This is a genomic window from Lysobacter terrae (genome assembly GCF_054782215.1).
Map to the genome: position 1 here is coordinate 67967 of NZ_BAAGSX010000008.1, position 24827 is coordinate 92793.

Annotated in this window: 25 protein-coding genes; 13 read left to right on the forward strand and 12 right to left on the reverse strand. The window is 65.9% G+C overall.

Annotated elements, in window-relative coordinates:
• Positions 1 to 7: 7 nt before the first annotated feature.
• Positions 8 to 418: an ArsR/SmtB family transcription factor gene (locus ACYVJ8_RS12065; RefSeq protein ID WP_460712697.1), complete on the forward strand. Its 411-nt coding sequence runs from the start codon at positions 8 to 10 to the stop codon at positions 416 to 418.
• Entirely contained in the window at positions 415 to 960 is a 546-nt protein-coding gene (locus ACYVJ8_RS12070) for an SRPBCC family protein (RefSeq protein ID WP_460712699.1), read from the forward strand. The genes ACYVJ8_RS12065 and ACYVJ8_RS12070 overlap by 4 nt, the downstream gene beginning before the upstream one ends.
• Positions 961 to 1054: 94 nt before the next feature.
• Here ACYVJ8_RS12070 and ACYVJ8_RS12075 read toward each other — a convergent pair whose 3' ends face one another.
• Positions 1055 to 1744, reverse strand: a complete 690-nt coding sequence (locus ACYVJ8_RS12075; protein ID WP_460712701.1) for a DUF4142 domain-containing protein — start codon at positions 1742 to 1744, stop codon at positions 1055 to 1057.
• Between the two features lie 184 nt (positions 1745 to 1928).
• Between ACYVJ8_RS12075 and ACYVJ8_RS12080 the strand changes: the two genes are divergently transcribed.
• From ACYVJ8_RS12080 to ACYVJ8_RS12090, 3 genes are all read left to right on the forward strand, one after another.
• A complete protein-coding gene (locus ACYVJ8_RS12080; RefSeq protein WP_460712703.1) occupies positions 1929 to 4067 on the forward strand; it encodes a TonB-dependent receptor family protein in 2139 nt (712 codons plus the stop codon).
• A gap of 100 nt (positions 4068 to 4167) precedes the next feature.
• The gene (locus ACYVJ8_RS12085; protein WP_460712705.1) at positions 4168 to 5496 is read left to right on the forward strand and encodes a PQQ-dependent sugar dehydrogenase; all 1329 of its coding nucleotides are present in this window, start codon (positions 4168 to 4170) and stop codon (positions 5494 to 5496) included.
• A gap of 214 nt (positions 5497 to 5710) precedes the next feature.
• Entirely contained in the window at positions 5711 to 6244 is a 534-nt protein-coding gene (locus tag ACYVJ8_RS12090) for an outer membrane beta-barrel protein (RefSeq protein ID WP_460712707.1), read from the forward strand.
• 261 nt (positions 6245 to 6505) lie between these two features.
• On the opposite strand, the gene ACYVJ8_RS12095 is transcribed toward ACYVJ8_RS12090, so the two are convergent.
• Positions 6506 to 7444, reverse strand: a complete 939-nt coding sequence (locus tag ACYVJ8_RS12095) for a VTT domain-containing protein (RefSeq protein WP_460712709.1) — start codon at positions 7442 to 7444, stop codon at positions 6506 to 6508.
• Positions 7445 to 7703: 259 nt separating this feature from the next.
• Here ACYVJ8_RS12095 and ACYVJ8_RS12100 point away from each other — a divergent pair, with 259 nt between their 5' ends.
• Both ACYVJ8_RS12100 and ACYVJ8_RS12105 read left to right on the forward strand, forming a co-directional pair.
• On the forward strand, positions 7704 to 8282 hold the full coding sequence (locus ACYVJ8_RS12100) for an outer membrane beta-barrel protein (RefSeq protein WP_460712711.1): 579 nt from the start codon (positions 7704 to 7706) through the stop codon (positions 8280 to 8282).
• 234 nt (positions 8283 to 8516) lie between these two features.
• Positions 8517 to 8651 (forward strand): hypothetical protein, encoded by a 135-nt coding sequence (locus ACYVJ8_RS12105; RefSeq protein WP_460712713.1) that lies wholly within the window; start codon positions 8517 to 8519, stop codon positions 8649 to 8651.
• Between the two features lie 9 nt (positions 8652 to 8660).
• Here ACYVJ8_RS12105 and ACYVJ8_RS12110 read toward each other — a convergent pair whose 3' ends face one another.
• The 4 genes from ACYVJ8_RS12110 to ACYVJ8_RS12125 form a co-directional block, all read right to left on the reverse strand.
• Positions 8661 to 9683: an NAD(P)H-dependent glycerol-3-phosphate dehydrogenase gene (locus ACYVJ8_RS12110; RefSeq protein ID WP_460712715.1), complete on the reverse strand. Its 1023-nt coding sequence runs from the start codon at positions 9681 to 9683 to the stop codon at positions 8661 to 8663.
• Positions 9684 to 9720: 37 nt separating this feature from the next.
• The gene (secB, locus tag ACYVJ8_RS12115; RefSeq protein ID WP_460712717.1) at positions 9721 to 10233 is read right to left on the reverse strand and encodes a protein-export chaperone SecB; all 513 of its coding nucleotides are present in this window, start codon (positions 10231 to 10233) and stop codon (positions 9721 to 9723) included.
• Positions 10234 to 10385: 152 nt separating this feature from the next.
• Positions 10386 to 10781, reverse strand: a complete 396-nt coding sequence (locus ACYVJ8_RS12120; RefSeq protein WP_460713714.1) for a rhodanese-like domain-containing protein — start codon at positions 10779 to 10781, stop codon at positions 10386 to 10388.
• Between the two features lie 318 nt (positions 10782 to 11099).
• Positions 11100 to 12833 (reverse strand): 3-hydroxybutyrate oligomer hydrolase family protein, encoded by a 1734-nt coding sequence (locus tag ACYVJ8_RS12125; protein WP_460712719.1) that lies wholly within the window; start codon positions 12831 to 12833, stop codon positions 11100 to 11102.
• 272 nt (positions 12834 to 13105) lie between these two features.
• Here ACYVJ8_RS12125 and ACYVJ8_RS12130 point away from each other — a divergent pair, with 272 nt between their 5' ends.
• Complete coding sequence (locus ACYVJ8_RS12130) at positions 13106 to 13870, forward strand: 3-hydroxybutyrate dehydrogenase (protein ID WP_460712721.1); 765 nt, start codon at positions 13106 to 13108, stop codon at positions 13868 to 13870.
• Positions 13871 to 13882: 12 nt separating this feature from the next.
• On the forward strand, positions 13883 to 14548 hold the full coding sequence (locus ACYVJ8_RS12135; RefSeq protein WP_460712723.1) for a response regulator transcription factor: 666 nt from the start codon (positions 13883 to 13885) through the stop codon (positions 14546 to 14548).
• A gap of 7 nt (positions 14549 to 14555) precedes the next feature.
• Here ACYVJ8_RS12135 and ACYVJ8_RS12140 read toward each other — a convergent pair whose 3' ends face one another.
• Together ACYVJ8_RS12140 and ACYVJ8_RS12145 are read right to left on the reverse strand one after the other, a co-directional pair.
• Entirely contained in the window at positions 14556 to 17549 is a 2994-nt protein-coding gene (locus ACYVJ8_RS12140; protein WP_460712725.1) for a putative bifunctional diguanylate cyclase/phosphodiesterase, read from the reverse strand.
• 258 nt (positions 17550 to 17807) lie between these two features.
• The gene (locus ACYVJ8_RS12145) at positions 17808 to 18404 is read right to left on the reverse strand and encodes a DUF1579 family protein (protein ID WP_460712727.1); all 597 of its coding nucleotides are present in this window, start codon (positions 18402 to 18404) and stop codon (positions 17808 to 17810) included.
• A gap of 107 nt (positions 18405 to 18511) precedes the next feature.
• Between ACYVJ8_RS12145 and ACYVJ8_RS12150 the strand changes: the two genes are divergently transcribed.
• The 3 genes from ACYVJ8_RS12150 to ACYVJ8_RS12160 all read left to right on the forward strand — a co-directional run bounded on the left by ACYVJ8_RS12150 (position 18512) and on the right by ACYVJ8_RS12160 (position 20674).
• A complete protein-coding gene (locus ACYVJ8_RS12150) occupies positions 18512 to 19381 on the forward strand; it encodes a helix-turn-helix domain-containing protein (protein ID WP_460712729.1) in 870 nt (289 codons plus the stop codon).
• Between the two features lie 115 nt (positions 19382 to 19496).
• Positions 19497 to 20138 (forward strand): glutathione S-transferase family protein, encoded by a 642-nt coding sequence (locus ACYVJ8_RS12155; protein WP_460712731.1) that lies wholly within the window; start codon positions 19497 to 19499, stop codon positions 20136 to 20138.
• A 107-nt stretch (positions 20139 to 20245) separates the two neighbouring features.
• Positions 20246 to 20674 carry a hypothetical protein gene (locus ACYVJ8_RS12160; protein ID WP_460712733.1) on the forward strand — a complete coding sequence of 143 codons (429 nt, stop codon included), beginning with the start codon at positions 20246 to 20248 and terminating at the stop codon, positions 20672 to 20674.
• Between the two features lie 61 nt (positions 20675 to 20735).
• Here ACYVJ8_RS12160 and ACYVJ8_RS12165 read toward each other — a convergent pair whose 3' ends face one another.
• Complete coding sequence (locus tag ACYVJ8_RS12165) at positions 20736 to 21911, reverse strand: glycoside hydrolase family 18 protein (RefSeq protein ID WP_460712735.1); 1176 nt, start codon at positions 21909 to 21911, stop codon at positions 20736 to 20738.
• 85 nt (positions 21912 to 21996) lie between these two features.
• Positions 21997 to 22326: a hypothetical protein gene (locus ACYVJ8_RS12170; RefSeq protein ID WP_460712737.1), complete on the reverse strand. Its 330-nt coding sequence runs from the start codon at positions 22324 to 22326 to the stop codon at positions 21997 to 21999.
• Positions 22327 to 22550: 224 nt separating this feature from the next.
• Between ACYVJ8_RS12170 and ACYVJ8_RS12175 the strand changes: the two genes are divergently transcribed.
• Positions 22551 to 22790, forward strand: a complete 240-nt coding sequence (locus ACYVJ8_RS12175; RefSeq protein WP_460712739.1) for an XAC0095 family protein — start codon at positions 22551 to 22553, stop codon at positions 22788 to 22790.
• Positions 22791 to 22972: 182 nt separating this feature from the next.
• On the opposite strand, the gene ACYVJ8_RS12180 is transcribed toward ACYVJ8_RS12175, so the two are convergent.
• Both ACYVJ8_RS12180 and ACYVJ8_RS12185 read right to left on the reverse strand, forming a co-directional pair.
• On the reverse strand, positions 22973 to 23260 hold the full coding sequence (locus ACYVJ8_RS12180; RefSeq protein ID WP_460712741.1) for a hypothetical protein: 288 nt from the start codon (positions 23258 to 23260) through the stop codon (positions 22973 to 22975).
• Positions 23261 to 23875: 615 nt separating this feature from the next.
• A complete protein-coding gene (locus ACYVJ8_RS12185; RefSeq protein WP_460712743.1) occupies positions 23876 to 24796 on the reverse strand; it encodes a hypothetical protein in 921 nt (306 codons plus the stop codon).
• Positions 24797 to 24827 lie beyond the last annotated feature (31 nt).

Below are 24827 nucleotides of genomic sequence, written 5' to 3' on the forward strand. Positions count from 1 at the left end.
CAACCTTATGGTTGATAAATCCTCCGCCCGCCTCGATGAGGTCTTCCGCGCCCTCGCCGACCCGACCCGGCGCGCCATGCTGCGTGATCTCGCGCAGGCGCCGCGCACGATCGGCGAGCTCGCCGCCCCTTTCGACATTTCGCTAGCCGGGGCGTCCAAGCACATCCAGATGCTGGAGCGCGCCGGCCTGATCCAGCGCGAGGTGCAAGGCCGCGTGCACACCTGCCGGCTCGACGCGCGCCCGCTCCACGCCGGCGCGGAGTGGATCCGCCACTACGAGCGCTTCTGGAACACCAAGCTCGACGCCCTCGAAGCCCTGCTCAAGGCCGAGGACGCGAAGTCCGCGCCGAAACCCGCCGCGAAACCTGCCCCAAGACGACGTACCCCCACGTCCCGCTCCCCCAGGAGAAAGCCATGAACCTTGCAATGCCCGAAGCCGATTACGGCGTGCGAACCGCGCCCGACACCGTGCGCGTCGAACGCCTGTTGCCCGGTCCCATCGACCGCGTGTGGCGCTACCTCACCGATGCCGACCTGCGTGCGCAGTGGCTGGCCGGCGGTGAGATGGAAGCGCGCGTCGGCGGCCACGTCGAACTCCAGTTTCACAACTCCGGACTCACCGACAACGACGATCCGCCGCCCGCGAAGTACGCCAAGTACGACGACGCGCGCATGGGCGGGACCATCACCGAGTTCGATCCGCCGCGCACCCTCGCCTACACCTGGGGTGAGGAAGAAAGCGCTTCGCACGTGCGTTTCGAATTGAGCGAGCGCGGCCAGGAAGTGCATCTGGTCGTCACCCACAGCCGGCTCGGGTCGCGCGACGGCATGCTCAGCGTCGCCGCCGGTTGGCACGCGCACCTCAACATCCTGCGCGATCGCATGACCGACCGCACCCCGGCCGGCCTCTGGCGCACGCATACCAAGCTCGAAGCGGAGTACGCGCAGCGCTTGCCGTAGTTGTAGTCGTAGTCGCATCGCGCCGGCTTGGGCCGGCGCGATCTGCGTGCTCCCGGCTACAACGGTTCGCCGCCCGAACGGGAGACGAACCGACTCATTTCAAGCCCGCCTGGATTTCCTTCGCCTTGTCCAGGTGTCTTGCGACCGTGGCGCGCGTGGTGGTCAGGTGCTGCTTCACGTTGGCGTCGGTCGCTGCCGGCAGCAGGGTATCGTCGAACTTGGCCAGGGCATCGGTGTGTCCCTTGACCATCGCATCCATATACGCCTTCTCGTAGGCGGCGCCGCTGTTGGCGTCGAGCGCGCGCAGATCGGCCTCACCCTTCTGCTTCATCGAAGTCACCGCCGGTGCGGTCGAGTTGGCGGCACCCAGCTTGGTGGTATCGGTGAGATTCTTGCTGTGGTCGGTCTTCATCATCTGCGCGAAGTCGTTGACCTTGCCGGTGACCTTCTTGGACAGAGCCTGGTCGGCGGCGGCGATCTCGTGCTCATCGAGTGCGACGAGCATCGCCAACGCGTCGGCCTGCGAGGTCGTGCCGGCCGGAGCCGCGCCCGTTTCGCTGGTATCCGCCGGTTCCGGCGTATTTGTGGCAACCGGCGCGCTGACTTCGCGATCCGGCGACGACGGCGCTGTGCCGGCTTCGGGCGACTGCGCCGGTTCCGCAGTGGTGGGCTTGCTGTCGTCCTCGACCTTGCGGCGATCGCAACCGGCGTAAAGCAGCGGCAATGCCAGCGCGGCCACCGCCGCGGCACGCCGCGCCTTGTCCAGCGTGGTCAGGGTTTTCATCACGGTCTCCTTGGGCCGGCAGCGACGGCTGCTTCGACCCGCGCAACGTAGGCCGCCGGCCGTATACGGCGTGTGGCAGCAGCCGCACGCCCCCGGTGCAGACGCTTCAAGGCGAACGCATGCTCCTCTCGCCGCCGCTACGCGCCCCCGTTGTACGCTGCCGGCGCCAAAGGACGAGGTGCGCGTGCGAACCCACACACTCTGCGGTTGCCTCGGCAGCTTCTGGCTGGGCAGTTGTGCCCTGGCCGCAGGCGCACTGGCCGCAGAGCCGCCTCCGCGGGTGCCGACTCTGCAGCGGGTGCAGGTCACCGCGACGCGCACGCCGCAGGATGCGCAAGGCGTCCCCGCGGCGATCAGCGTCGTACCACTGCGTGACGCACCGCGCGACACGCTGGGTGCGACCGTAGCCGAACGTCTTGCCGGCGTTCCCGGCTTACTCGCGCGTTCGCGGCAGAACTATGCGCAGGACGAGCAGCTGTCGATCCGTGGATTCGGCACGCGTGCGAGTTTCGGCATACGCAGTGTGCGTCTCTACGTCGACGGCGTTCCCGCCACCATGCCGGACGGACAGGGCCAGCTCTCGCATTTTCCCCTGCTCGACGGTGAGCGTATCGAAGTGCTGCGCGGGCCCTTCTCGGCGCTGTACGGCAATGCCGCGGGCGGCGTCGTGCAACTGTTCACCGTCGATGGCTCCGCGCCGGCCGAGTACGCCATCCAGGCGACGGCTGGCAGCGACGGCAACCGCCGACTCGGTACGGAAATGCGCGCGGCCCGCGGCGACGCCGGCTATGTGCTCGGGCTCAACCATTTCGCGACCGACGGCTATCGCGATCACAGCCGCGCGCGCCGCACGCTGTTGAATGCCAAGCTCACAGTGAAGCGCGACGATTTGCGCATTAGCCTGCTCGCCAATGCGTTGTCTGCGCCGAACGCCGAAGATCCGCTCGGCCTGGATCGCCAGCAGTTCCATGACGATCCCGGCCAGGCCGTCGATGGCGCGCATCGCTTCAACACGCGCAAGTCGGTCAGCCAACGCCAGCTGGGCGCGACGATGGAGCGCGACATCGGCGCCTCGCAGCTGCGGCTGCTTGCTTATGCCGGCAAGCGAGAAGTCACTCAGTACCTCGCCATTCCGGTCGCCGCGCAGGCCAGTCCGCTCAGCGGTGGTGGCGTGGTCGAACTGTCGTCGCCCTATGCGGGACTCGACGCACGCTGGACCGCGAACACGGTCATCGTCGGGCGCCCGCTCGAACTCGTCGTCGGCGCCAGCTTCGATCGCCAGCAACAGGATCGCCATGGCTACGAGAACTTCTCCGGCACGCAGCTGGGCGTGCGCGGCGCACTGCGGTTGTCGCAGGACGATCGGGTCCGCGCGTTCGATCAGTACGCGCAGGCGACATGGCATCCGACCGACACCTGGATGTTGATGGCCGGCGTCCGTCACAACGACGTGCGCTTCCGTTCGCGCGATCGCTACGTCACGCCAGCCAATCCCGACGACAGCGGCGCGGTGCGTTATAGCGCCACCACGCCGGTGGCCGGACTGGGCTGGAAGCCGTCGCCCCATTGGTATGTGTTCGCGTCCTGGGGCCGCGGTTTCGAAACGCCGACGTTCAATGAACTCGCCTATCGCAACGACGGCGGCAGCGGGCCCAACTTCGGGCTGCGTCCCGCGCGCACACGCAGCATGGAGGCGGGCATCCGATTCGCCCGCGGCGCCGCGGCGACCGAGCTCGTGCTGTTCCGCGCCGACACACGCGACGAACTGACGGTCGCCACCAGCAGCGGCGGCCGCAACACTTTCCAGAATGCGGGCGCGGCGCGCCGCCAGGGGGCCGAGTGGTCGGCGCGCTGGCCGTTGGGCGGCGCCTGGCGCGGCGAGTTCGCGCTGACCTGGATACAGGCGACTTTCCGCGATGGCTTCTTCGCCTGCGCAACGTCGCCTTGTGCGATCGCCAACACGGTGGTCCCGGCCGGCACGCGCATTCCCGGCGTGCCCCGTAGCAACGCGTACGCCGCGCTGCAATGGGGCGGCGACGATGGCTGGCATCTGCGTTTCGACGCGCAGCATGTCGGCGCCGTCTCGGTGAACAACTTCGACGACGAGCGCGCCGCTGGCTATACCGCATTCGGCGCCAGCGGCGGCTATGGGTTCCACACGCACGACGGCGACGGCCGCGTGTTTCTCGCGATCGGCAATCTGTTCGACCGCCGCTATGCCGGCTCGGTCATCGTCAACGACGGCAACCGCCGCTATTACGAGCCGGCGCCGGGACGCAGCTTCACGCTCGGCGGCGAATGGCGCTGGCATGCGCCGCGATGAAGATCCGGCGACGCCTCACGTCGACTTCATAGCGCCTGGCCCACGCTGCCTGCGCAGGCGGAGCCTGCATCGCTCCGCCGCTTCGCAAAAGGAGGCGGTCATGCTTCGTGTCCAGGTGCTTGCGCGTGCGCTCGCGCTTTCCTTCTCGGTGGTGTTGGTCGGCGCCTGCGGTGGCGCGGCCCGTCTCGCGGCCAAGGCCGATACCGGGCCCCACCCTACGCTGCCCGAACCGGACAAATCACTGCTCCCCACGGTGAAGGTGGCCGAGGCGATTGGCTGGCCCGCTGGCGTGACGCCAACAGCCGCGCAAGGTTTTACCGTGAATGCATTCGCCACCGGCCTTGAGCACCCGCGCTGGCTGTACGTGTTGCCCAACGGCGATGTGCTTGTCGCCGAAACCAACCGCCCGCCCACCGAGGATCCGCCGACCAATCCAATCCGTGGCGCCTTCATGAAGTCGGCCTTCAAGAAAGCCGGCGCCGCGGTGCCCAGTCCGAATCGCATCACCCTGCTGCGCGATGCCGATGGCGACGGCACGGCGGAAACACGCAGCGTGTTTCTGCAGAACCTCATGTCGCCGTTCGGCATGGCGCTGGTCGGCGATGAGTTCTATGTCGCCAACGCGGACGCGGTCGTGCACGTGCCTTATCGCGCGGGCGCGACGCGCATCGATGCGACGCCGGCGAAGCTCGCCGAACTGCCCGGTGCGCCACGCAATCATCACTGGACCAAGAGCCTGCTCGCCAGCCGCGACGGCACCAAGCTGTATGTCGGCGTGGGATCGAACAGCAATGTCGCCGAACACGGCATGGCGATCGAGGAGGGCCGCGCCGCGATACAAGAGATCGATATTCGCAGCGGTCAGGGACGCGTGTTCGCCGGGGGGCTGCGCAATCCGGTCGGCCTCGCCTGGCAGCCGCAGAGTGGCGCGCTGTGGACGGTAGTGAATGAGCGCGACGAGCTCGGCAGCGATCTGGTACCCGACTACCTCACCTCGGTACGCGAGGGCGCGTTCTACGGCTGGCCTTACAGCTACTACGGCGCGCATGTCGATACGCGCGTGAATCCGCAGGATCCTGCGCTGGTCGCGCGTGCGGTCGCGCCGGACTACGCGCTCGGTGCGCACGTCGCCGCGCTGGGCCTCGCGTTCTATGACGGAACGCTGCTGCCGGCGCGCTATGCAAACGGCGCTTTCATCGGCCTGCACGGTTCGTGGAATCGCAAGCCGCCCAGCGGCTACAAGGTCGTGTTCGTGCCGTTCGCTGACGGCCAGCCCGCCGGTCCGATCGAGGATGTGCTGACCGGCTTCCTCGACGAGCAGGGACGGGCTCGCGGCCGTCCCGTCGGCGTCGCGGTGGACAGGAAAGGCGCCGTGCTTGTCGCCGACGATGTCGGCAATACGATCTGGCGAGTGACCCCGGTGCGCTAACGCCGCCGTGAGGCGCCGCCCGCGCGAGGGTACTCAAGCCACGGCCGCGCGATCGTCCCATTCACGGGAAAAAGAATCTCCGAATGCCGCAATTGTTCTGCGGTTGATGGCCCACACAAAGGTTCCGCTGCGATGGCAGCCCGGGCATAGGGCCCGGGCCCACGCGCCGGCGAGCAGGCATTCCGCCCCCGCCGGACCCAAGGAACCTAAGAACATGCGTAAGACCAAGCTGCTTTCCACCCTGTTGCTGTCGGCCACCCTCGGCGCCGCCGCGTTCGGCGCCCAGGCGCAGGACAAGGGCTTCTACGCCGGTGCCGGCGTCGGTCAGTCGTTCGTCGACGAAGGCTCGTACGACGATGAAGACACCGCGTTCTCCGTCTTCGGCGGCTACCAGTTCAACAAGTACTTCGGCCTCGAAGCCGGCTACGTCGACTTCGGCAAGATCGAATCCGACACTGTCGGCCCGGACCTGGAAGGCGACAGCGCCTACCTGACCGCCGTCGGCACGCTGCCGATCACCGACAAGTTCTCGGCCTACGCCAAGGCCGGCGTGCATCGCTGGAATCTCGACACCGAACTGCCGGGCCTGGTCGGCAACGGCGACGACAGCGGCACCGATCCGACCTACGGCGTCGGCGTGCAGTACCGCTTCACCGACAAGGTCGCCCTGCGCGGCGAGTACAGCCGCTTCGAGATCGATGACCTCGACGCCGATCTCGCCCAGGTGCAGGTCCGCTTCGACTTCTGATCGGTTCCACAGAAGTCGTGAAGGAGAGCCGCCGGATACGTCCGGCGGCTTTTTCATTGCTTTTTTCTTTCTTCTTACAAAACGCGCCCGCGTCGCATGAGAGGCAGTCGGTGCCGGTGGGCAGGCGTGACTGTCAGCGGCATGGATGCCGCTGACAAGCCTCCATGGACGGATTCACGGCGTGTCACGACTGCCCACCGGCGCCGACTGCCTGCCCGTGCACCGTGCACTACGGTTTGCCGCGCTTTTGTATCGCTTCGCTCAGGCGGCCAATTGCTCGGACATCGGCAGATTCACCTGCCGCCCCGATTCCTTCCACGCCGCGAAACCGCCGGCCAGCGGCCGCACACGACGGAAGCCGCGCTGTTGCAGCTCGCGCGCGAGCACCGCCGCGGAGATTTCGTTCGGACAATCGCAGTAGACGATCACTTCGTCCTGCACCGGGATATCGACATCGCCCGGCGCAAACGCGAAGACCGCACCGGGAATCCAGCCGCTGGCCGCACGCTGATCAGGCGAACGCACGTCCAGCACCAGCGGCGGCTGTTCGCCTTCCAGCAATTGGTGCAACTCGTCGACGGAAATGCGCGCCATCCGCAGCTGATGCAGGAAGTGTCGCCGGCGCAGCCACTTCCACATGACGAACGCCACCACCAGCGCGAGCAATACCGGAATCGCGTAGCGGCCGAGTTCTTCCAACTGCAGCAGCACGCGATCGACCGCGTGATGGAAGACGATGCCCAGCGCGACCGCGACAGCCGACCACAGCAACGCACCGATGCCGTCGTACACCAGGAATTTGCGTGTGCTGGTGCCTGTTTCGCCAGCGAGCGTGGTCGCCACAGCGGCGAAACCCGGAATGAACTTCGCCACCGCGAGCGAACTGACGCCCCAGCGCGCGTACACGCCGCGTGTCGTGCGCACGCACGAATCCGGCGACAGCGACAGCTTGCACATCAACCGCACCAGCTTCGCCCCGAGACGGCGGCCGCCGAGAAACCACAGCCAGTCCGCCAACACCGCCCCGACCGTCGCCACCAGCAGCACCGGCCACCAGCTGTGGCCGGCATCCACGGTGATCGCGGTCGTCACGATGATCGGCGGATACGCGGGAACGGGTATCCCGCCCTGGTCGAGAAACACGCTGACGAACACCACCAGCAGACCGTACGCGGCAATCAGGTGCAGCAGGGTGTCCATAGACGCGTGTTCAGTGGGAAGCAACGCCATGGTAGGCGCGCCGCGCGGCCATGTCGGCATTGGCGACGGCCCGCAGCGTTCCGCGCGGACCATACCCAACCTGGATAGTTCCTGTACTGGACGGTTTGTAATTAAGCCTCGATTAGGAACCGCCTCGGATACTGCGAACACCGGATCGGGCCCGTCGACACCGCGGGGCCCCCAGTCAGATCCCCCGAAGACGGATCCGGCCCCACAACAGAAGAAAGAGAGTGCCCCTATGAAGAAGTCCTTGCTTGCCCTGACCCTGCTCGCCGCCCTGCCGTTCGCCGCTTCCGCCGCCGACGGCCTGTCCTACAACTACGTCGAAGGCGGCTACGTCGCCACCAATTCCGACAATGCCGATGCCGACGGCTGGGGCATCAACGGTTCCGGCGCGCTGACCGACAACTTCCACATCTTCGGTGGCTACACCTTCCAGAAGACCGACGATCAGACCATCGGTGGCTTCCGCTTCAACGGCGTCGACGTCGACCAGTGGCGTGTCGGCCTCGGTTACAACCACCCGATCGCCGCCAACACCGACCTGCTGGCCCGCGTCGCCTACGAGAACTACAAGGTCGAAGGCTTCGACAGTGAAGACGCCTACAGCGCCGAAGTCGGCGTGCGCAGCGCCTTCACGCCTAACTTCGAAGGCTATGCCCTCGCCGGCTATGAAGACGGCGACCAGTTCGATGGCGACTTCTACGGCCGCGTCGGCGCGCAGGTGAAGTTCAACCAGAGCTGGGGCATCACCGGCGACGTGAAGTTCGCCGACGGCGACACCCAGTACTTCGTCGGCCCGCGCCTGACGTTCTAAGACGCGCCACAGAGCGGGCCGGTTTTCCCCGGCCGGCCCGTTCTAACCAGTGCTACACGCGACAAATCTCTCTCTCCCCCGAAATGTCGCGGATTGAAGCCCGGTCCTGCCGGGCTTCCTTTTGTCTGCGAAATTCGTGCTTCACGATTCGTGCCGGCGGCCGATGCCATGGATGAGGCAGCATGTGTCCGTCCGCACCCAGCGGCGACGTTGGCTTCATCAGGGGGCACGAAGATGGACCGCAGGAGATTCCAGGCATCGCGCATGCGCAACTGGCTGGCGCTGCTGCTGATGGCTATCGCCACGTTCGCGGCGGGTCATTCGCAAGCGGCAGAGCGGACGTCCGCGGAACTTCACGTTCCGCGTTGACGCGCGCGCTCAGCCGAACAGGCCGACCGGATATTCCGGCTTCTGCTCGCGCGCGAGCAGTTGACGCAGGGCATCGGTCGGCGTCAGCTCGCCATGCAGCACGCGCTGCACGCCGCTGGAGATCGGCAATTCGATGCCGTGCTTTTCTGCCTGGCGCATCACTTCGTCGGCGGTCTGCACCGACTCGACCACCTGGCCGATTTCGCGCACGGCATCGGCGATCGACTGCCCGCGGCCGAGCGCCAGGCCCAGGCGGCGGTTGCGCGAGAGATCGCCGGTGCAGGTGAGCACCAGGTCGCCCAGGCCGGCGAGGCCCATGAGTGTTTCGGCCTTGCCGCCGATAGCCTGGTTGAGGCGCAGCATCTCGTTGAGACCACGCGTGATCAGGCCGGCACGCGCGTTGAGTCCGAGCTGCATGCCGTCGGCCACGCCGGTGGCGACCGCGAGCACGTTCTTCATCGCACCGCCCAGTTCGGCACCCAGCATGTCGTCGCCGGTGTAGGCGCGGAACGCGGGACCGTGCAGCACGTCGGCGACCGCCTGCGCGAACGCAGCGGTATCCGAATGCACCGTCAGCGCCGTCGGCAGGCCGATGGCGACTTCCTTGGCGAAGGACGGACCGGTGACGACGGCCAGCGGCACGTCATCGCCCAGTACTTCGGCGGCCACTTCGTGCAGGAAGCGGCCACTGCCCGGTTCGAAACCCTTGGTCGCCCAGGCCACCCCGGCCCGCGCCGGCCGATGCGGTGCAACGGCGCGCAGGGTTTCGGCGAAGGCATGCGACGGGACGACGACCAGCACGAGGTCGGCGGGGCCGACGCACGCGGCCAGATCGGTCGTCGCGACGAGGTTGTCCGGCAGCACGATGCCCGGCAGATAGCGCGGGTTTTCGTGCTGGGCATTGATCGCCGCGATGCACTGCGCATCGCGGCCCCACAGCGTGGCCTGACAGCCATGCCGCGCGATCAGCGCGGCCAGTGCGGTGCCCCAGGAACCGGCACCGACCACCGCGACATTTGCAGGCGCTTGCACTACCACGCGGAAGCCGGTGTCCGAGGAGCCCGGAAAATCAGGCGTTGCCGGCGGTTTCGGCGCCGGCCAGGCCACCGTCGACCGCCTGCTGGGCGGCACGCTGGCGCAGACCTTCGGCGTACAGGGCTTCGAAGTTGATCGGCTGCAGGAAGAACGGGGGGAAGCCGCCGGCCTGGATGAGGTCGCTGATCAGCTGGCGGGCGTAGGGGTACAGCACGGTCGGGCAATGCACGCCGAGCATGCCGTCGAGCGTGGCGGCGTCGAAACCGGCCAGGCCGAACACGCCGGCCTGCTTCACTTCGGCGACGTAGATCGCCTTGTCGCCGATGGCGCAGGTGAGGTTGATGCCGAGCACGACTTCGTACGCGTTCTCGTTGAGGCGCTGCACGGCCTGCTGCAGGTTCATCTGCAGCTGCGGCTGGGTCTGCTCATTGAAGACGCCCGGCGCGCCCGGAACTTCGAACGACACGTCCTTGGCGTAGATCTTCTCGACCGAGAACACCGGTCCGGTGGCTTCGGTGGCGGTGCCGTTGGCGATTTCTTCGGACATCGGTGTAACTCCAGAGCAGGAATTTCGGAAAAGGCGGCGATTATGGCATGGCCGGTCGAAGCGCCCATTTCACTGGGATGACGCGGCCACCAGACCGACGTGGGGCGACTTGGGGCCATTACCAAGCCCCCCGATTCCGGGAGGCGCGAGGCTTAGTTGCGTCCCTTCACCAGCGGCAGGTCGGCCTGCTGCCAGGCGGCGATGCCGCCGTCGAGCCAGTAGACCTGCTCGAAACCGGCCTTCTTCAAACGCTTGGCGGCGTCCGCCGAGCCCTGGCCAGTGCGGCAGACCACCACCACCGGCAGCGACTTCGCGGCGGCCAGCAGCCTGTTCTCGGGGTCGAACTGGCTCACCTGCACCGACTTGCTGCCGGCGATATGGCCCTTTTCGAAGTCGTTGCTGGCCGACAGGTCCACGACCAGCGCGTTGTCGCGGTTGATCAGCGCGGTCAGTTCGGCCGGACGCAGCGCCTTGTAACCACGGAACAGGCGCGCGATCTCGGTATAGATCAGCGCGACGGTGACCGCCACCAGGCCCAGCGAGAGCATGGGGTTGCGTTCGGCGAAGGCCAGCAGTTGTTGGAAGTCCACGGAGTACGGCTACCGGGTGAAGGGGGGCGGGATTGTCGCCCAGCGGGAGGAAGGGCGCAAAAAAGGGCTCGCACGTTGTCGGGAAACGCAGCTCGCTGCGCTCGCCGCCCCTCATCCGGCGCTTCGCGCCACCTTCTCCCCGCGCGCGGGGAGAAGGGAAAAGCGTGTCTCCCTCTCCCCGCCCTGCGGGGAGAGGGTGCCCAACGGGCGGGTGAGGGGAAGCGAGCGCAGCGAGCGCTGCTTTTGCTGTTGCTTTGCGCGGCGCGGCGCCTGCCCTTACCGCGGAATCGCCAACTGTCCCGCCGTCAGCGGAGCCGCCGCCGGCGCGGTTTCGATCACCGCACTAACAGGCAGCGGCTGCGCCTTGTCGTCCAGATGTGCCGCGACGCGGTCCAAGGCCGTATACACGTACGGCAGCAGCGGGACATAGCGGGCGCGATAGTCCGGCAAGGCCAGGAACGCATCGAAGTGCTGCGCATGCCGCACCTGCCAGTAGCGTACGTCGCGGCCGGCCGCCTGCGCCTGCGCCACCCACGGCTGGCTGCTGACGGCCATCGGCACCAGGCCGTCGTCGGTGCCGTGGATCACCACCACCGGCAACTGCTCGCGCGGCACGCCGGCGCGAAGTTCGGCAAGACCCTGGTGCACGCGGGCGGCATCGGCGCCCGTACCCGTCCACAGTGCGCGCAGGCAGTTCACGCCGGCGTAGGTGAAGTCCGGCGCCGCCAGTTTCGTATCGACGATGCCCACGCCCGCGCCCGGCGGAATGCCGCTGGCGTCGGCCCACCACGCGGCGCGTTCGCTGTCCTTGGCGGCGCGCGGGCTGAAGTCGGGGTTCTGCGCCGCAAAGCCATAACCGCACGGATGTTCGCCAGGCGCGTAGCGTCCGTAGGCCGAGGCATAGGTCACCGCGATCGCGCGCCAGAGATCGAAGTCGACCGACAACGTCCCCGCGCGCAGCGCCTCCTCGCTCCAGCCGCTGGCGCGCAACGCCTCGTGCGCCGCACGCGCCTGCGCTTTCGCATCGCCCGCGGGCAGCACACCCGCGTTGGCCAACGATGCGCAGCGTGCAGGCGCGAATGCGCGCGCCTGCGCCGACAGCGGCGAAGCCGGCAATCCTTCCAGATCGAGCAAGGCGCACGGCATCAGCAGCGCCGCTTCGGTGGCGAGGTCGTAGAGCGGGCGTACACCCTCGACGTCGACCTTCGGCTCGCCGGCGACGACCGCATCCAACCAGTCGCCGTCCAGTTCCGCAGCGCGCAGCACCGCACCGCCGCCATTGGAAATGCCGACCGCGATCACGCGCGTGGTGGCGAAGGTGAAGCCACGGCCGGGATAGGCATCGTTGAGCGCGAGCAGGGCGAACTCCGCCGCCTGCTTCACGTGGCGGCCCCAGTCGGCTTCGGGGTTGTCCTGCGAATGCGCGTGCTTGACCGCGATACCGTGCGCGGCCCCGGTCGCGGGTCGGAAGGCGAGCGCCGCGTCGGCATTCGCGATCGTGCCGTCGGCGGCCACGCCCTGCCCCGCGTCGAGATCGAAATAGTCGGTGCCCGCGCCCTTGTCGGTGTACGCCACCGCGCAGCCCCTGGGCAGCGCCCACGGACCGGCGACCGAGATCGCACCGTAGATGCCGCGCGAACCCGACGAGGCCGCGACCACCACGCACGGCTTGGCCACGTCGAACGCATCCGGCAACTGCAACAACACGCGATGCGGCTGCTTCGCGCCCGGCACCGTCGCCAGCGCGCTGAACTCGCGTCCGGGCACCACCGCTGTGCTGCCATACCACTCGCCGTAGCCGCCGCCGGGGGCGAGATCGGCGATGCCGCGCCAGTTGCTCCAGATCGCGCGGCGGCGCAGTTCGGACGCGGTCGGATGCGCGGGGTCGGCGAACGCCGGCGCCGCCATCGCCCGCAAACCCGCTAGACCCAGGCCCGCGGTGAGCAGATCGTCGCCGTCGCGATGCACGGTCACGCGCAGGGGAGACGTCAGCGTTGCGGTGCTCAACATGGGATCGTGGTTCCGATGGGCGGTGGTCGCGCAGCCGGCCAACAGGCAAGCGGCCAGGACACTCGCAAGAACACCCTTGGCCGGAAGCGTTTCTGCGGCGCGGAAACGGGCGATGGCACGCACGAGCTTTCGCGCGCGCGAAAGAGAGGGTCGATTGTTCATGGGATGACCCTAACAAGGCGGACCCGCGCCGGCATCGTACTTTCGTACCACGTGGCGGTCGTGCCTGCCTGCTAGGCTGGGCTCCTCGCCGAAGCTACCCCACCCGCCTCATGACGTCCCGCTGCATCCTCATCACCGGTGCCGGCAGCGGCATCGGCGCCGGCATCGCCACCGAACTGGCGCGTGCTGGCCACCATCTCGTCGTCACCGACGTCAACCGCGACGCCGCCGAAGCCGTAGCGCAATCGCTGCGCGCGGCCGGCGGTTCGGCCGAAGCGCTCGCCCTCGACGTCACCTCCGACGACAGCATTGCCGCGGCGCTGGCGGCGGTATCGCGCCCGGTCGACGTGCTGGTGAACAACGCCGGCCTGCAGCATGTGGCGCCGCTGGAAGACTTCCCGATGCAGAAGTGGGAATTCCTGATCGACGTCATGCTGGTCGGCGTCGCCCGCCTCACCCGCGCCCTGTTGCCGGGTATGCGCGAGCGTGGCTTCGGCCGCATCGTCAACATCGGCTCGATCCACTCGCTGGTGGCCTCGCCGTACAAGAGCGCCTACGTCGCCGCCAAGCACGGCCTGCTCGGCTTCTCCAAGGTGATCGCGCTGGAAACGGCCAACACCGACATCACCATCAACACCGTCTGCCCGACCTACGTGAAGACACCGCTGGTCGACAAGCAGATCGCCGACCAGGCGCGCACGCGTGGCATTCCCGAGTCGCAGGTGGTCAGCGAAGTCATGCTCAAGCCGATGCCCAAGGGCGTGTTCATCACCTTCGAGGAGCTCGGCGGCATCACCGCCTTCCTGATGTCCGACCACGCGCGCAACATCACCGGCCATACCATCGACGTGGATGGTGGCTGGACGGTGCAGTAGCGCGACGCCTGCATGCCTTCCCTGCTAGTCGCCGACGACCACCCGCTGTTCCGCGCCGCCTTGCGTGGCGCCGCGGCCGATGCCGTCGCCGACCTGCGCGTGCGTGAAGCCGATTCGCTCGACGGTGTGCTCGACGTCCTCGACGCCGAGCCCGACATCGACCTCGTCCTGCTCGACCTGCACATGCCCGGCAACCACGGCCTGGCGGGACTGGCGGCGATCCGCGCGCAATATCCCGGCGTGGCCGTCGTGGTGGTGTCCGCGAATGACGATCCGCGCGTCATCCGTCGCGCGCTCGATCATGGCGCCGCGGGCTATCTGCCCAAGAGTTCGGGCCTGGACGAACTGCGCGAAGCGATCCGCAGCGTGCTCGCGTGCGAGCAATGGCTGCCCGCCGCGCTGCGCGCGCCGGTGTCGCGGGCACGCTCCAGCGCGCACGATGCCGACCTGGCCGCGCGCCTGGCCAGCCTGTCGCCGCAACAGTTCCGCGTGCTCGTCCTGGTCGCGCAGGGCCTGCTCAACAAACAGATCGCCGACCGCCTCGACGTGCAGGAGCGCACGGTCAAGGCGCATCTCACCGCCATCTTCGATCGCCTCGGCGTGCGCAACCGCACCCAGGCCGGCGTGGTCCTGCGCGAGCTGGAATTGAGCGACCCGGCGCGTCAGATCGAAGGCTGAGCGCGGCTCAGTGCGCCGCGCGATCGCGCATTTCGAGCCAATGTTCCGCCGGCTCGGGGTGCGAGAACAGGTAACCCTGCCCATAGATGCAGCCCATGGCCTGGAGAACTTCGCGCTGATACTCGGTCTCGATGCCTTCGGCGACGATCTCCGCACCCAGCGCATTGCCGAGCGCCAGGATCGTCTCGATCACCGCCGAGCTGCGCGGCGCGACGCCGGCGGCGAAGGGGGTGATGAAGCTGCGGTCGATCTTGATCATCTTCAGCGGGAACTGATGCACGTGGCCGAGCGAGGAGTAGCCCGTGCCGAAGTCGTCCAGCGCCGATTCGATGTTGACGTCGCGCAGGCGCTGCAGCGTCGCCGCCACCGCCTCCGGATCGCCCAAGAGCGTTCCTTCGGTGACTTCCAGGCGCAGGCGGCTGGGATCGAAATCGACTTCGCGGATCAGTTCGAGCAACCGCCGGTCGAAGTCGTTGTGCTGGAACAGTCGCGGCGAGACGTTGAGGGTGATGAAACTGCCGTCGCGCACGAGTTCGCGCGCGTCCTGCAGAGCGAGGCGGAACTGGCGCCAGTCGATCTCTTCGATCAACCCGCTGTCCTCGGCCACCTTGAGGAACTGTGCCGGCGTGATGATGCCGCGCTGCGGATGACGCCAGCGCAGCAGGGCTTCGTAACCGACGATGCGTTCGTCGTCGAGCCGCACCAGTGGCTGGAAGTACGGCATGAACTCGTCGCGCGCCAACGCCCGGCGCAAGGCCTGCTCCATGTCGAGCACGACCATGGCGGTCTCATGCATGGCGCTGTCGAACAGCACGAAGCGGTTGCGGCCCATGCTCTTGGCGCGATACAGGGCCGAGTCGGCGTCGTGGAGGATGCGGTCGGCTGACTCGCAACTGGCCGTGGCCAGGGCGATGCCGATGCTTGCCGAGACGCGCAGCTCGCGGCCGGCGACCTGCATCGGCGCTTCCAGCGCTTCGAGCACCCGCTGTGCGACCTTGCAGGCGGTTTCCGGCTGCCTCACGTGTTCGAGCAGCAGCACGAACTCGTCGCCGGCCAGGCGTGCGACGGTGTCCGGCTCGCGCACGCAGAACGCCAGGCGGCGCGCGACCTCGCGCAGCATTTCGTCGCCCGCGGCATGGCCGAGGCTGTCGTTGACCAGCTTGAAGCGATCGACGTCGATGTAGAGCAGGCCGAAACCGTCGCCGGTGTCGCGGCGGACACGCGCCAGCGCGCGCTCGACCCGGTCGCGCAGGTAGACGCGGTTGGGCAGGCGGGTCAGCGCATCGTGCATGACCTGGTGTTGCAGCTGCGCTTCGATCCGTTCGCGCACGCTGATCTGCTCGCGCAGTTCCAGCGTGCGCTCCTCGACGCGCTGTTCCAGCTCGGTGTTGGCCAGCTGCAGCAGTTCGGCGGCGTGACGGCGCTGCAAGCTGCTGGCGATCTGGTAGGACACGAAGGTGAGCAGTTCGGCGTCGCGCTCGTCGTAGGCGCCGCCGGATTCGTAGCTCTGCACGGCGACGACGCCGGTGGCGCCTTCCATGCCCAGCAGCGGCGCGCCCAGCCACACCTGGGTCGTTTCATCGGCCAGCGCCGGCTCGATTTCGTCGGCTTCGATCAATTGCCGCATGCGCACGCGATCGACCAGCTGCGGACGCCCGGTGCGCAGCACGTATTCGGTCAGGCCGCGTCCGCTGCTGCGCGTCGCCCAATCGCGTTCGAACTGGTCCGCCGCGTAGGGGAACGACACCGTGGAGCCATCGGGCGAGCTCAGCGCGATATAGAAATTGCGCGCGTCGATCAGCTCGCCGACGATCGCGTGCACGTGGCGATAGAACGCGCCGCTGGTCTCGTCGAAACTGGCCAGTGCCGCGATCCGGTACAGCGCGGCCTGCAGGCGCTCGCCGCGCTCGCGTTCGCTGACCTCGCGGCGTAATTCGAGATTCGCCGTTTCCAGCTGCTGGGTACGCTCCACCACGCGCTGTTCCAGCTCGGTGCGGCCGCTCTTGCGCTCCAGTGCGGTGAGGATGTGCTCGGCCACGAAGGCCAGCAGCGACATCTCCGCGGTCGTGTAATGGCGCTGGCCGGAGTAGCTCTGCACCACCACGACGCCTTGCACGATGCCCTCGCGCATCATCGGCACGCCCAGCCAGTCGCTGCTGTCGGTGCCGTGCAGGCGCAACGGGCCGGAGACCTGCTGTGCCATGTCCTCGGTGGATCCCATCAGCGGGCGCTTGTCCCGCACCAGGTACCAGGTCAGGCCGCGCTCGATGCGCGACAGCGGGATTTCCTTCTCGTCCTCGAGCAAGTGCGGGTCGACGACGTCGGAGAAGTACAGGAACCGCAGCCCATCGCGCTCGCGGTCGTACAAGGCGATGTAGAAGTTCTCCGCATACATCAGGTCGGCGACGATGCGGTGCAGGCCGCGCAACATGTCCGGCATTTCCAGGTCGGAACCGGCCATGTCGGCGATGGCGTAGAGCGAGCGCTGCAGTTTCTCGGCTTCTTCCAGGCGCGCCAGACTTTCCTGCATGCGCTGCAGGCGCAGCAGTTCGCCCATGCGCAGGCAGACGACCTCGTCGATCGCGGGGCATTCCAGCGTGCTGTGCAGGATCGCCACGGCGCTCTCGCCGTCGTCGTGCAGCACGCGCAGGGACGGCGACGTGCCGCCGGCGCGCGCCTCGTGGAGGAAATCCATCGCCGTGGCGGCGATCCCATCGGGGTCGTGATGCTCGGGGTAGGTGACGATGTCGAACGGCCAGCGCGTCGACCATTGCAGGCTGACGCCACGCTGACGCAGGCCGGGCAGGTCCTCGAACAGAATCGTCGCCAGTTCCGCAGGCGTGCCGGCGCGCAGCAGCCGTGCGGTCAGGTCCGCCCGTTGTCTGCTGTCGGAAGTGCCATTGCCGATCGTGCCGCTAATGACAGCACGGCCGTCCGCCGCGCTGCCGTTGGCAGCACTGTTCTCGATCGTGCGGAGTTTGCCGACGCGCGGCCCACCCATTCCCATTACCCCTGTAGCTGTCCAGGCCACCGTTCCGCGGTGACGTCTCGTCGCCCTTCCGACAGACGCCAACGCGGCGCCCCCGGGGAGCGCCGACCTGTGTGCACAGGGTAGGAAGCCGCAGAAACCGTTTTCGTGACTCTTGTCACTCAACCGACCGCTCGCGGCTGTTGCTCCTTAACCGTTTACGGCTGTATACGCGCGGACTTTAGATTCAGCGTATTCAGGGACCCCGTCTCGTCAGTGTGCGCGACGGGTTCAGGGACGCGAATACTCCAGCTCGACCACCAGCGCCTCCTTGCCGTGTCGTGTCTCGTAGTACCGGCTGACCCAGTGGTTCTGGCCCAGCAGATGGAGCTCTTCCCGGGTTGGGATGACCTCTCCCCTTTCGCCGGACATGTCGCCATCGAACCGATAGGTAGTCGTGCCCGCGTCATAGTCGCCGCGCAGCAACAGCACCCCGGTGAAGTTGGTGTCGATCCAGCTGCTGTAGTACCGGCCACTGGTGCTGTCGTATCCCGTGTAGCCCAGGCCCTGGAAGGGCGTGCTCGAATCGATCCGCAGATCCTGCTGCAGGTGGCGGCCACCCAGCACCACGGTCAACAGCGCAGTCCCCGAATCGATCTGCGGTGGCTGCCCGGGCGCCAGCCACAGCGATTGCTTCACGCGCCATAGTCCCGCCAACTCGGCGAGCCGATGGTGCGCGTCACCCACGGCGCCGGTAGTGCTCGTCGCCGGCGCATGTGTCGTTTTCTCTTCGCCGTGCACCGGTACGGTGATTGCGATCAGCAGCAGCACAGCCGCGGTGCTTCGTCCAAGCATGGTCTTCGCCTTCGTCGAATTGGGGCGGCCCATGCTGGGTCCTTCCCCTGTGCGCCGCGCGCACGATCGGCCGATGGTCGACACGAAAGGATGACTTTCGGGCCTTCATGCGCCTGCAGGACGAACGCAGCATCGCGCCCATGGACGATAGCGCCCGGCCTTCCTGCTACCCGGCGCCGCCGCCGGAAGCGCTTGCGGATGCGCGGGCCGGAGTTCGGCTTTCGCTGCTCGACGTGCTCGTCTCCCCGGTGCCAGTCGGGCGCTTCGATTCGCCGGTCGATCAGCGTCACGTGCTGTGTCTGCATCTGGGCGAGCCGGTACCGGTCTCCTATCGCGCCGGCCATTTCGAACGGCCCGGCACCCGTCTGCATGGACAGTTCTGCGTCGTGCCCGCCGGCTGCAGCACGCGATGGACGCTATCGAAGCCGGCGAAATCGCTGCTGCTGCGATTGGCGCCAGAGTTGATGCGCGACACCGCAGACGCGATGCGCCTGGGCCCAGGCGACTGCGATCCCGCGATCCATATCCGCGATGCCCAGATCGAGCGCATCGGCTGGCTCATGCAGACCGAGAGTCGCGATGATTATCCCGGCGGTCGCCTGTTCGCCGACGGCCTGGCGTCGGCGCTGGCCGCGCGCCTGCTGGCGTTGCAGTCCTCCAGGACTTCGCTGCGACCCGAACGGGTGCGGACGTTGCCGCCGCGGCAGCTGCGACGGGTGATCGAGTACATCGAAGCGCACCTCGACCAGGACCTGTCCCTGGCGGAACTCGCCGCCTTGACCGATTACAGCGTCTCGCATTTCAAGGCGCTTTTCAGAAACGCCACGGGCGTGCCTGCGCATCGCTTCGTCATGGAGCGCCGCGTCGAGCGCGCACGCCTGCACCTGACCGAGGGCGGCATGAGCGTCACCGAGATCGCACTCGCCACCGGCTTCGCGCACCCCAGCCATATGGCGCGTTGCGTGCGAAGGATGCTGGGCGCCAGTCCTGCGCAGATTGCCAGCAAGTAGTGCAAGCACCGGGGTGCTTGTCGATCCGGATGCGGGTCGTTCGTCGTCTCCACGAACCAATCAGATCTTGGAGACCAAGATGCGCAGTGCCATGCAACCCGTGCGGAGCCTTCCCATGACCCCGACCATCACCGCTTTTGAACGATCGCCCGATGGCGGCAAAGGACTGGCGCGCGACACGCGCGTTCGCTGGGCGCTGGAAGAAGTGGGCCAGCCCTACGAGGTTCGCCTGGTGTCGTTCCGTGCGATGAAGGAACCGGCGCATCTGGCCCTGCATCCTTTCGGAAAGATTCCGACCTATGAGGAGGGCGATCTCGTCCTGTTCGAATCCGGCGCGATCGTCTTCCATATCGCCGAGCGCCATGCGGGCCTGTTTCCGGACGATGCCAATGCCCGGGCCCGGGCGATCACCTGGATGTTCGCCGCAGTCAACACGATCGAGCCGCCGATCCTTGAACTGGTAACCGCCAAGTTTTCGGAAGGCGACAAGCCCTGGAGTCAGGAGCGCCTGCCTCTGGTCGCCGATCGCATCCGCGACCGGTTGAAACTCCTTTCCGCTCGCCTGGGCGATGCGGACTGGCTCGATGGCGCCTTCAGCGCGGGCGATTTGATGATGGTGTCGGTGCTGCTCAGGCTGAGATCCTCGGGCATTCTGGACGAGTTTCCGAACCTGGCGGCCTATGTCGCCCGGGGCGAAGCGCGGCCTGCCTACCAGCGGGCTTTTGCCGACCAGTTGGCGATTAACGCCGCACCGTAGAGATCCGGGCCGACAGTGCGCAACCGACCGCGGAAACCCGGTTTTTCGGAAAGCTCGTCACAATGCGCCTCATGCCTACGGGTTAGGCCACCGTTCGGAGACTGAGCATGAGCCCCGGCAAGTCGCATCTGTTCTCGAAATGGATACTCATCGCATGCGGCTTCTGGCTGATTGGACTGGGTTTCTACTTCGTCCTTATGCGGCCCGCACTGCTTCCAGAGGACATTCGGTTCATGGGGACGACCCCCTCACATGTAAGGAGTGCGGTGCCCGGTCTGGAGGATTGGTTACGACACGTATTCGTAGTCCTGGGCGGATTCATCGCGGGAGCCGGCGTGCTTACCGTTTACGTTGCCGCCACCGCGCTGCCAGCCCGGCGGCGAGGCACGGCCTGGGCCATCGCTCTTTCGGGTGCTTTTACAGTCGCGCTGATGAGCGCGATGAACTTTTCGCTCCAGTCGGACTTTAGGTGGCTGTTGCTGGTCCCGGCGGTAGCTTGGGTAATCGGTCTTGTCTCATACATTTGTAGGCATTAGAGAAGTCCAACGAGGCTAGAAGCGGTCATATGCATAGGACCGTCAAAGTAAAGTTCTTCCATCATTCAAACGGCCGCACCATCGCATCCAGCAGCGAGTGCTCTTCATCGTCGCCGGTGAGTTCCCACATGAAGACCCCGCGCAGGCCGCGATCCTTCGCCAGTTGGGCGCGAATACTGATCGATTTGGCGTCTTCGTAACTGACGAAGATCTTGTCCGCGGGATGGAACAGCCAGGGCGTCTGCGCGATGGGATGCCAGTGCTGCTGCCATTGCGGGTCCTTCAGCAGCGTAGCGCGGATCGTGCGCCAGTCCCCGACCGGGAACGGCGCACAGTAGGCCTGGTAAAGGCCGTGGTTGGTGTCGCTCGTCACCCGGTAGCCGCGGCCATAGAACGGTACGCCCAGCACCAGCTTGTTTGCGGGCACGCCGTTGCTGCGGTAGTACTCGACGGCGCCTTCGACGTTGTTGCCGCGGCGTAGCGTGGGCTCCAGCGGATCGGCCGGATCTTCACGCAGGGGCGCATTGAATGCGGCAACCGGCGAGAACACCGTGCCCATGTCGTAGCTCATCAGGTTGATGAAGTCGAGCGTGCGCGCCAGCGACGCGAGCTCGAAACTGCGCACCGGATCGTAAGGCCCGGCCGACTCCAATCGCGCCGCCGGCAAGGCCGCGGTGAGCAGCATCGCGCGCTTGCGCTGTTTGCCGACCGCGTCGAGCTGGCGACGGAACTCGCGCGCCAGCAGGGTCATGTTGTGCCGGTCCTGCGGGCGCGCCGGGATCTCCTCGGGCCCGCCGTACACCGGGAACTCCCAGTCGATGTCGACACCATCGAAACTCTCGGGCTTCCACGGGAAGAACAACTGGATGCAGGACGCGACAAAGCGCTTGCGGCTGTCCGCGGTGAGCGCCGCATCGGAGAATCCGCCCGCGCTCCAACCACCGATCGAGATCAGCGTGCGCAGGTGCGGATGCTTGCGTTTGAGTTCCGCCAATGCGGCGAAATGCGCGTCCGCCTTCGCATCGACGGCGCAACGTCCGTCCTCGATGCGGGCGAAGGCATAGAACAGATGGGTGAGTTTGTCGGCAGGAATCTGTGCGACGGGGTAGCGGTCGGCCGAGCCACCGGGGTAGTACGCGCCGATGACGTTCGCCGCGTCTGGTCCGGCGGCTTGGGCAGCGGTGGCGCAGAGGGCAACGAGCAGGAAGGCGAGCGTGGTTGCGAGGGGACGAGCCATGTTCTTCCTCACTTGCTGTGGGCGTTGCGAACGTGGTCCCGCCAGATGGGTCTACTGAATGCCGAGTCGCGAAGCGGGTTCGGCCTTACTGCCGGGTGAGCTCAACGCCGTCGACGGTCATTTTCCAGCTGCCATGGTCCTCATGGGGCGGCACGGAAACCACGAATGTCGTCTTTATCGGTCCCACACCAACAACGAAGTTGTTGCCTTCGAAGGACTGAATCGGCCCGTTGACCGACTTGCTGCCCTTCGTTCCAAAAAGGCGCTTATAGGCTGCGTGGCCATCCTGCGTGATGAGGAGCCCCATGGAAGAGGACTGCCACTCGCCCACATAGGCGCTTCTTTCTGGAGGAAGCGGCTTTGCGCAGCCGGCCACGGCGAGCAGTACGAGGATGGCAAAAACAAGACGACGCATATCTCCCCCTCTAAGGCTAATGCGAGCGCAAGGGCTCCGAACTCATTGCGCCCCCGTTCCGACCGGAGGATAGCGCACGCCCGAGCTCATTGAAGAATCAGAAATTTCGGCATTGACGCCCCAAATCGCCGATAGCAGACTCGGCCTCGGAGCGTGAGAACTCCATCTCAGAGCGGTGCCCACTTCCGAAAACTCAGTGGGTTTTTGCTGTGGGAGGAGCTCCGATGGAAAAGACACCACGCCCCGCCATTACGCGCATGGCGTACCAGTTGCCCGAAGAGGAATACCGGGCGTTGCAGCGAGCCCGCGACCACCTACGCCTACTCGCCCGCCTGACCGAACCGCGCAACCTCGCCGACGACCAGGATCTGCCGCTGTCGCCTCTGGCGCTGACGAATTGCTTTCAACGGTTGGCCGATGACCTGGATGACATCGTTCGTGTCGCTTTGTGGCCGGGCGAGTGAGGGGAAGGGCACTTCACCCTGATTCTACAGCCCCCTCCTCTTCACCCTCGGACGCCTATGTGGCTAGTCGTTCGCGATTTGCGAACAACCTGTTCGTAACACCGCGTGTGCGTAGCGCAGAAATCCGGGTTACTTAGCAAGGCAGCGACGGAATGAAGAAAAGTTCCGTCGCCCCATGGCAATCAAACGGAGAATTGATTATGCGAGAGTTGACCCCAAGCGAAGTCCAACACGTTTCTGGCGGTATAAATCCGCTCCTCATTGGCATTCTTGCATTCGTCTATTACGAACGCAGCAACATCCGCGATTTCTGCGATGGCTTCCTCGAAGGCTTTCGCCCAGCGGTGAGGTGACGTGATGAGATTACTGACTAGCAGCGAGATCGCGATGGTTTCCGGCGGTGACGAGATGACGCACCAATGGGGCGAATGGGTTGGTAGCGCAACCCGAACCTTTACGATGTACTTCATGAATAGCGGTTACATGCTCTACTCCCACCTCCACTAGAGGCGGAGCCCGGCACGGGTCTCCCGTGCCGGGATAGTGTTGGAGAACCCTAATGATGTCTTCGCTACGGCAAGTGCTAACTCGTCCGATGCTGCTGTTTCTGGTCTTTGTGTTCTGCTGGACGCAAAGATGGAACATCAGAGACTTCTTCTCTGGGCTCTATGAAGGATTCTTCCGTGGCTGAGCGTGGAAGCCAACATTTTCTAGGCCACGCTTTCTTTTAGGAAAGAGCACTCTGACCCCTGTTTCGTGGACCCCTGTTTCGTGAGAGAGGATGCAAGAAGTCCGCTGACTTGGTTCACGAAGCCGATCAACACCGGATCGTATCGACCGCCGAGTAGCGCGTTGTTGCAACGAGCGCATAGGGTCCGATACTTCACCCCATCGTTCGCCTTCGTCTTGATTGCCTTCCCGGCCTCGAGCGCATGCGTGACGTGCTGAAGCTCCATCGCAGTCGGACGGACGCAGCCCTTCGGAGGAGTGTGATCCTCAGTCAGTGGGCCTACGATGCCGCAGATATTGCAGGCGCCAGACTTTGCGCCCCGAGTGATCACGTGCAGCGGCATGGAACTCTCCTACTAGGGAAGTTCGCGCAAGAACCGTTCGAACAGTTGAGTTTCAGCGCGACTCGTAGCGAATTGCGAGAGCTGCTGGAGGTTTTGCCGCACCAGCAAACGCCTACCGGCAGCAATCACAGTGCGAAGTCGCTCAAGGTTCGGTTCCAACTCTCCACCTGCCTTTGACAGCTCGCGGAGTTGCTTGTCCGGCAGGTTGTCAATGTCTGCTTCGGGAAGAGCCGCCAGGAATGGCTCAATGGCTGCGAGGACTTCGCGCAGTCCATTGCCGGGAGCGAGTGCAGCAAAGCCGTCCAACTGTCCCACAGGGTCTTCAATTACATACGGGACGTTCCTGCGCATGTGTTCAAGGCCCTTGACGTCCACCGCTGCGGATCGGTCCTCACGCTCTTGTTTCGTTGCAGAACGCTCGATCACAAGCGTACCGTCGCCGCGTCGGATGGCTTGGCGAACAGCATTAACAATGGGCTGCGGCAGGGAAACCGACTTGCCAGTTAGTTGATTGATGCGGGGATTGATCCAGCCAGCGCCGTGCTCAGCGTTCCGCAGGGCTGCGACTTCCGCAGTGATAGTCGGAAGCCGGTTCTTAAGCTCACCCAAAATCTCGCGGTTCTGCTGCGCCCTAACAGCGGCGAGGTAGACGCGACTCATCTGGGTGAACTCTACGAGGAAGTGTCTCTTACCGCAGATGCGCCCGATGTTGGTCACTCTTCCGTCTGCCGCAGCAACAAGGAAACCGTTGCCGTGGGGCTGATGGCAGGTTGATAGACCGCAGGGGATCAGAGCGTCAAATGTGTAGCTGCCGATGATCTCTTTGAGCTTGACCGTTTTGGGATCGATGTTCGCACTGAAACCGGGAACAGATTCAATGTCATCCCAAGACGCAATACGAACGAGACCCCTCTCAGTGTTGAGCGTGATCATGCGCGCTTCCTGTAGCCCCCGCAGCCCCCTG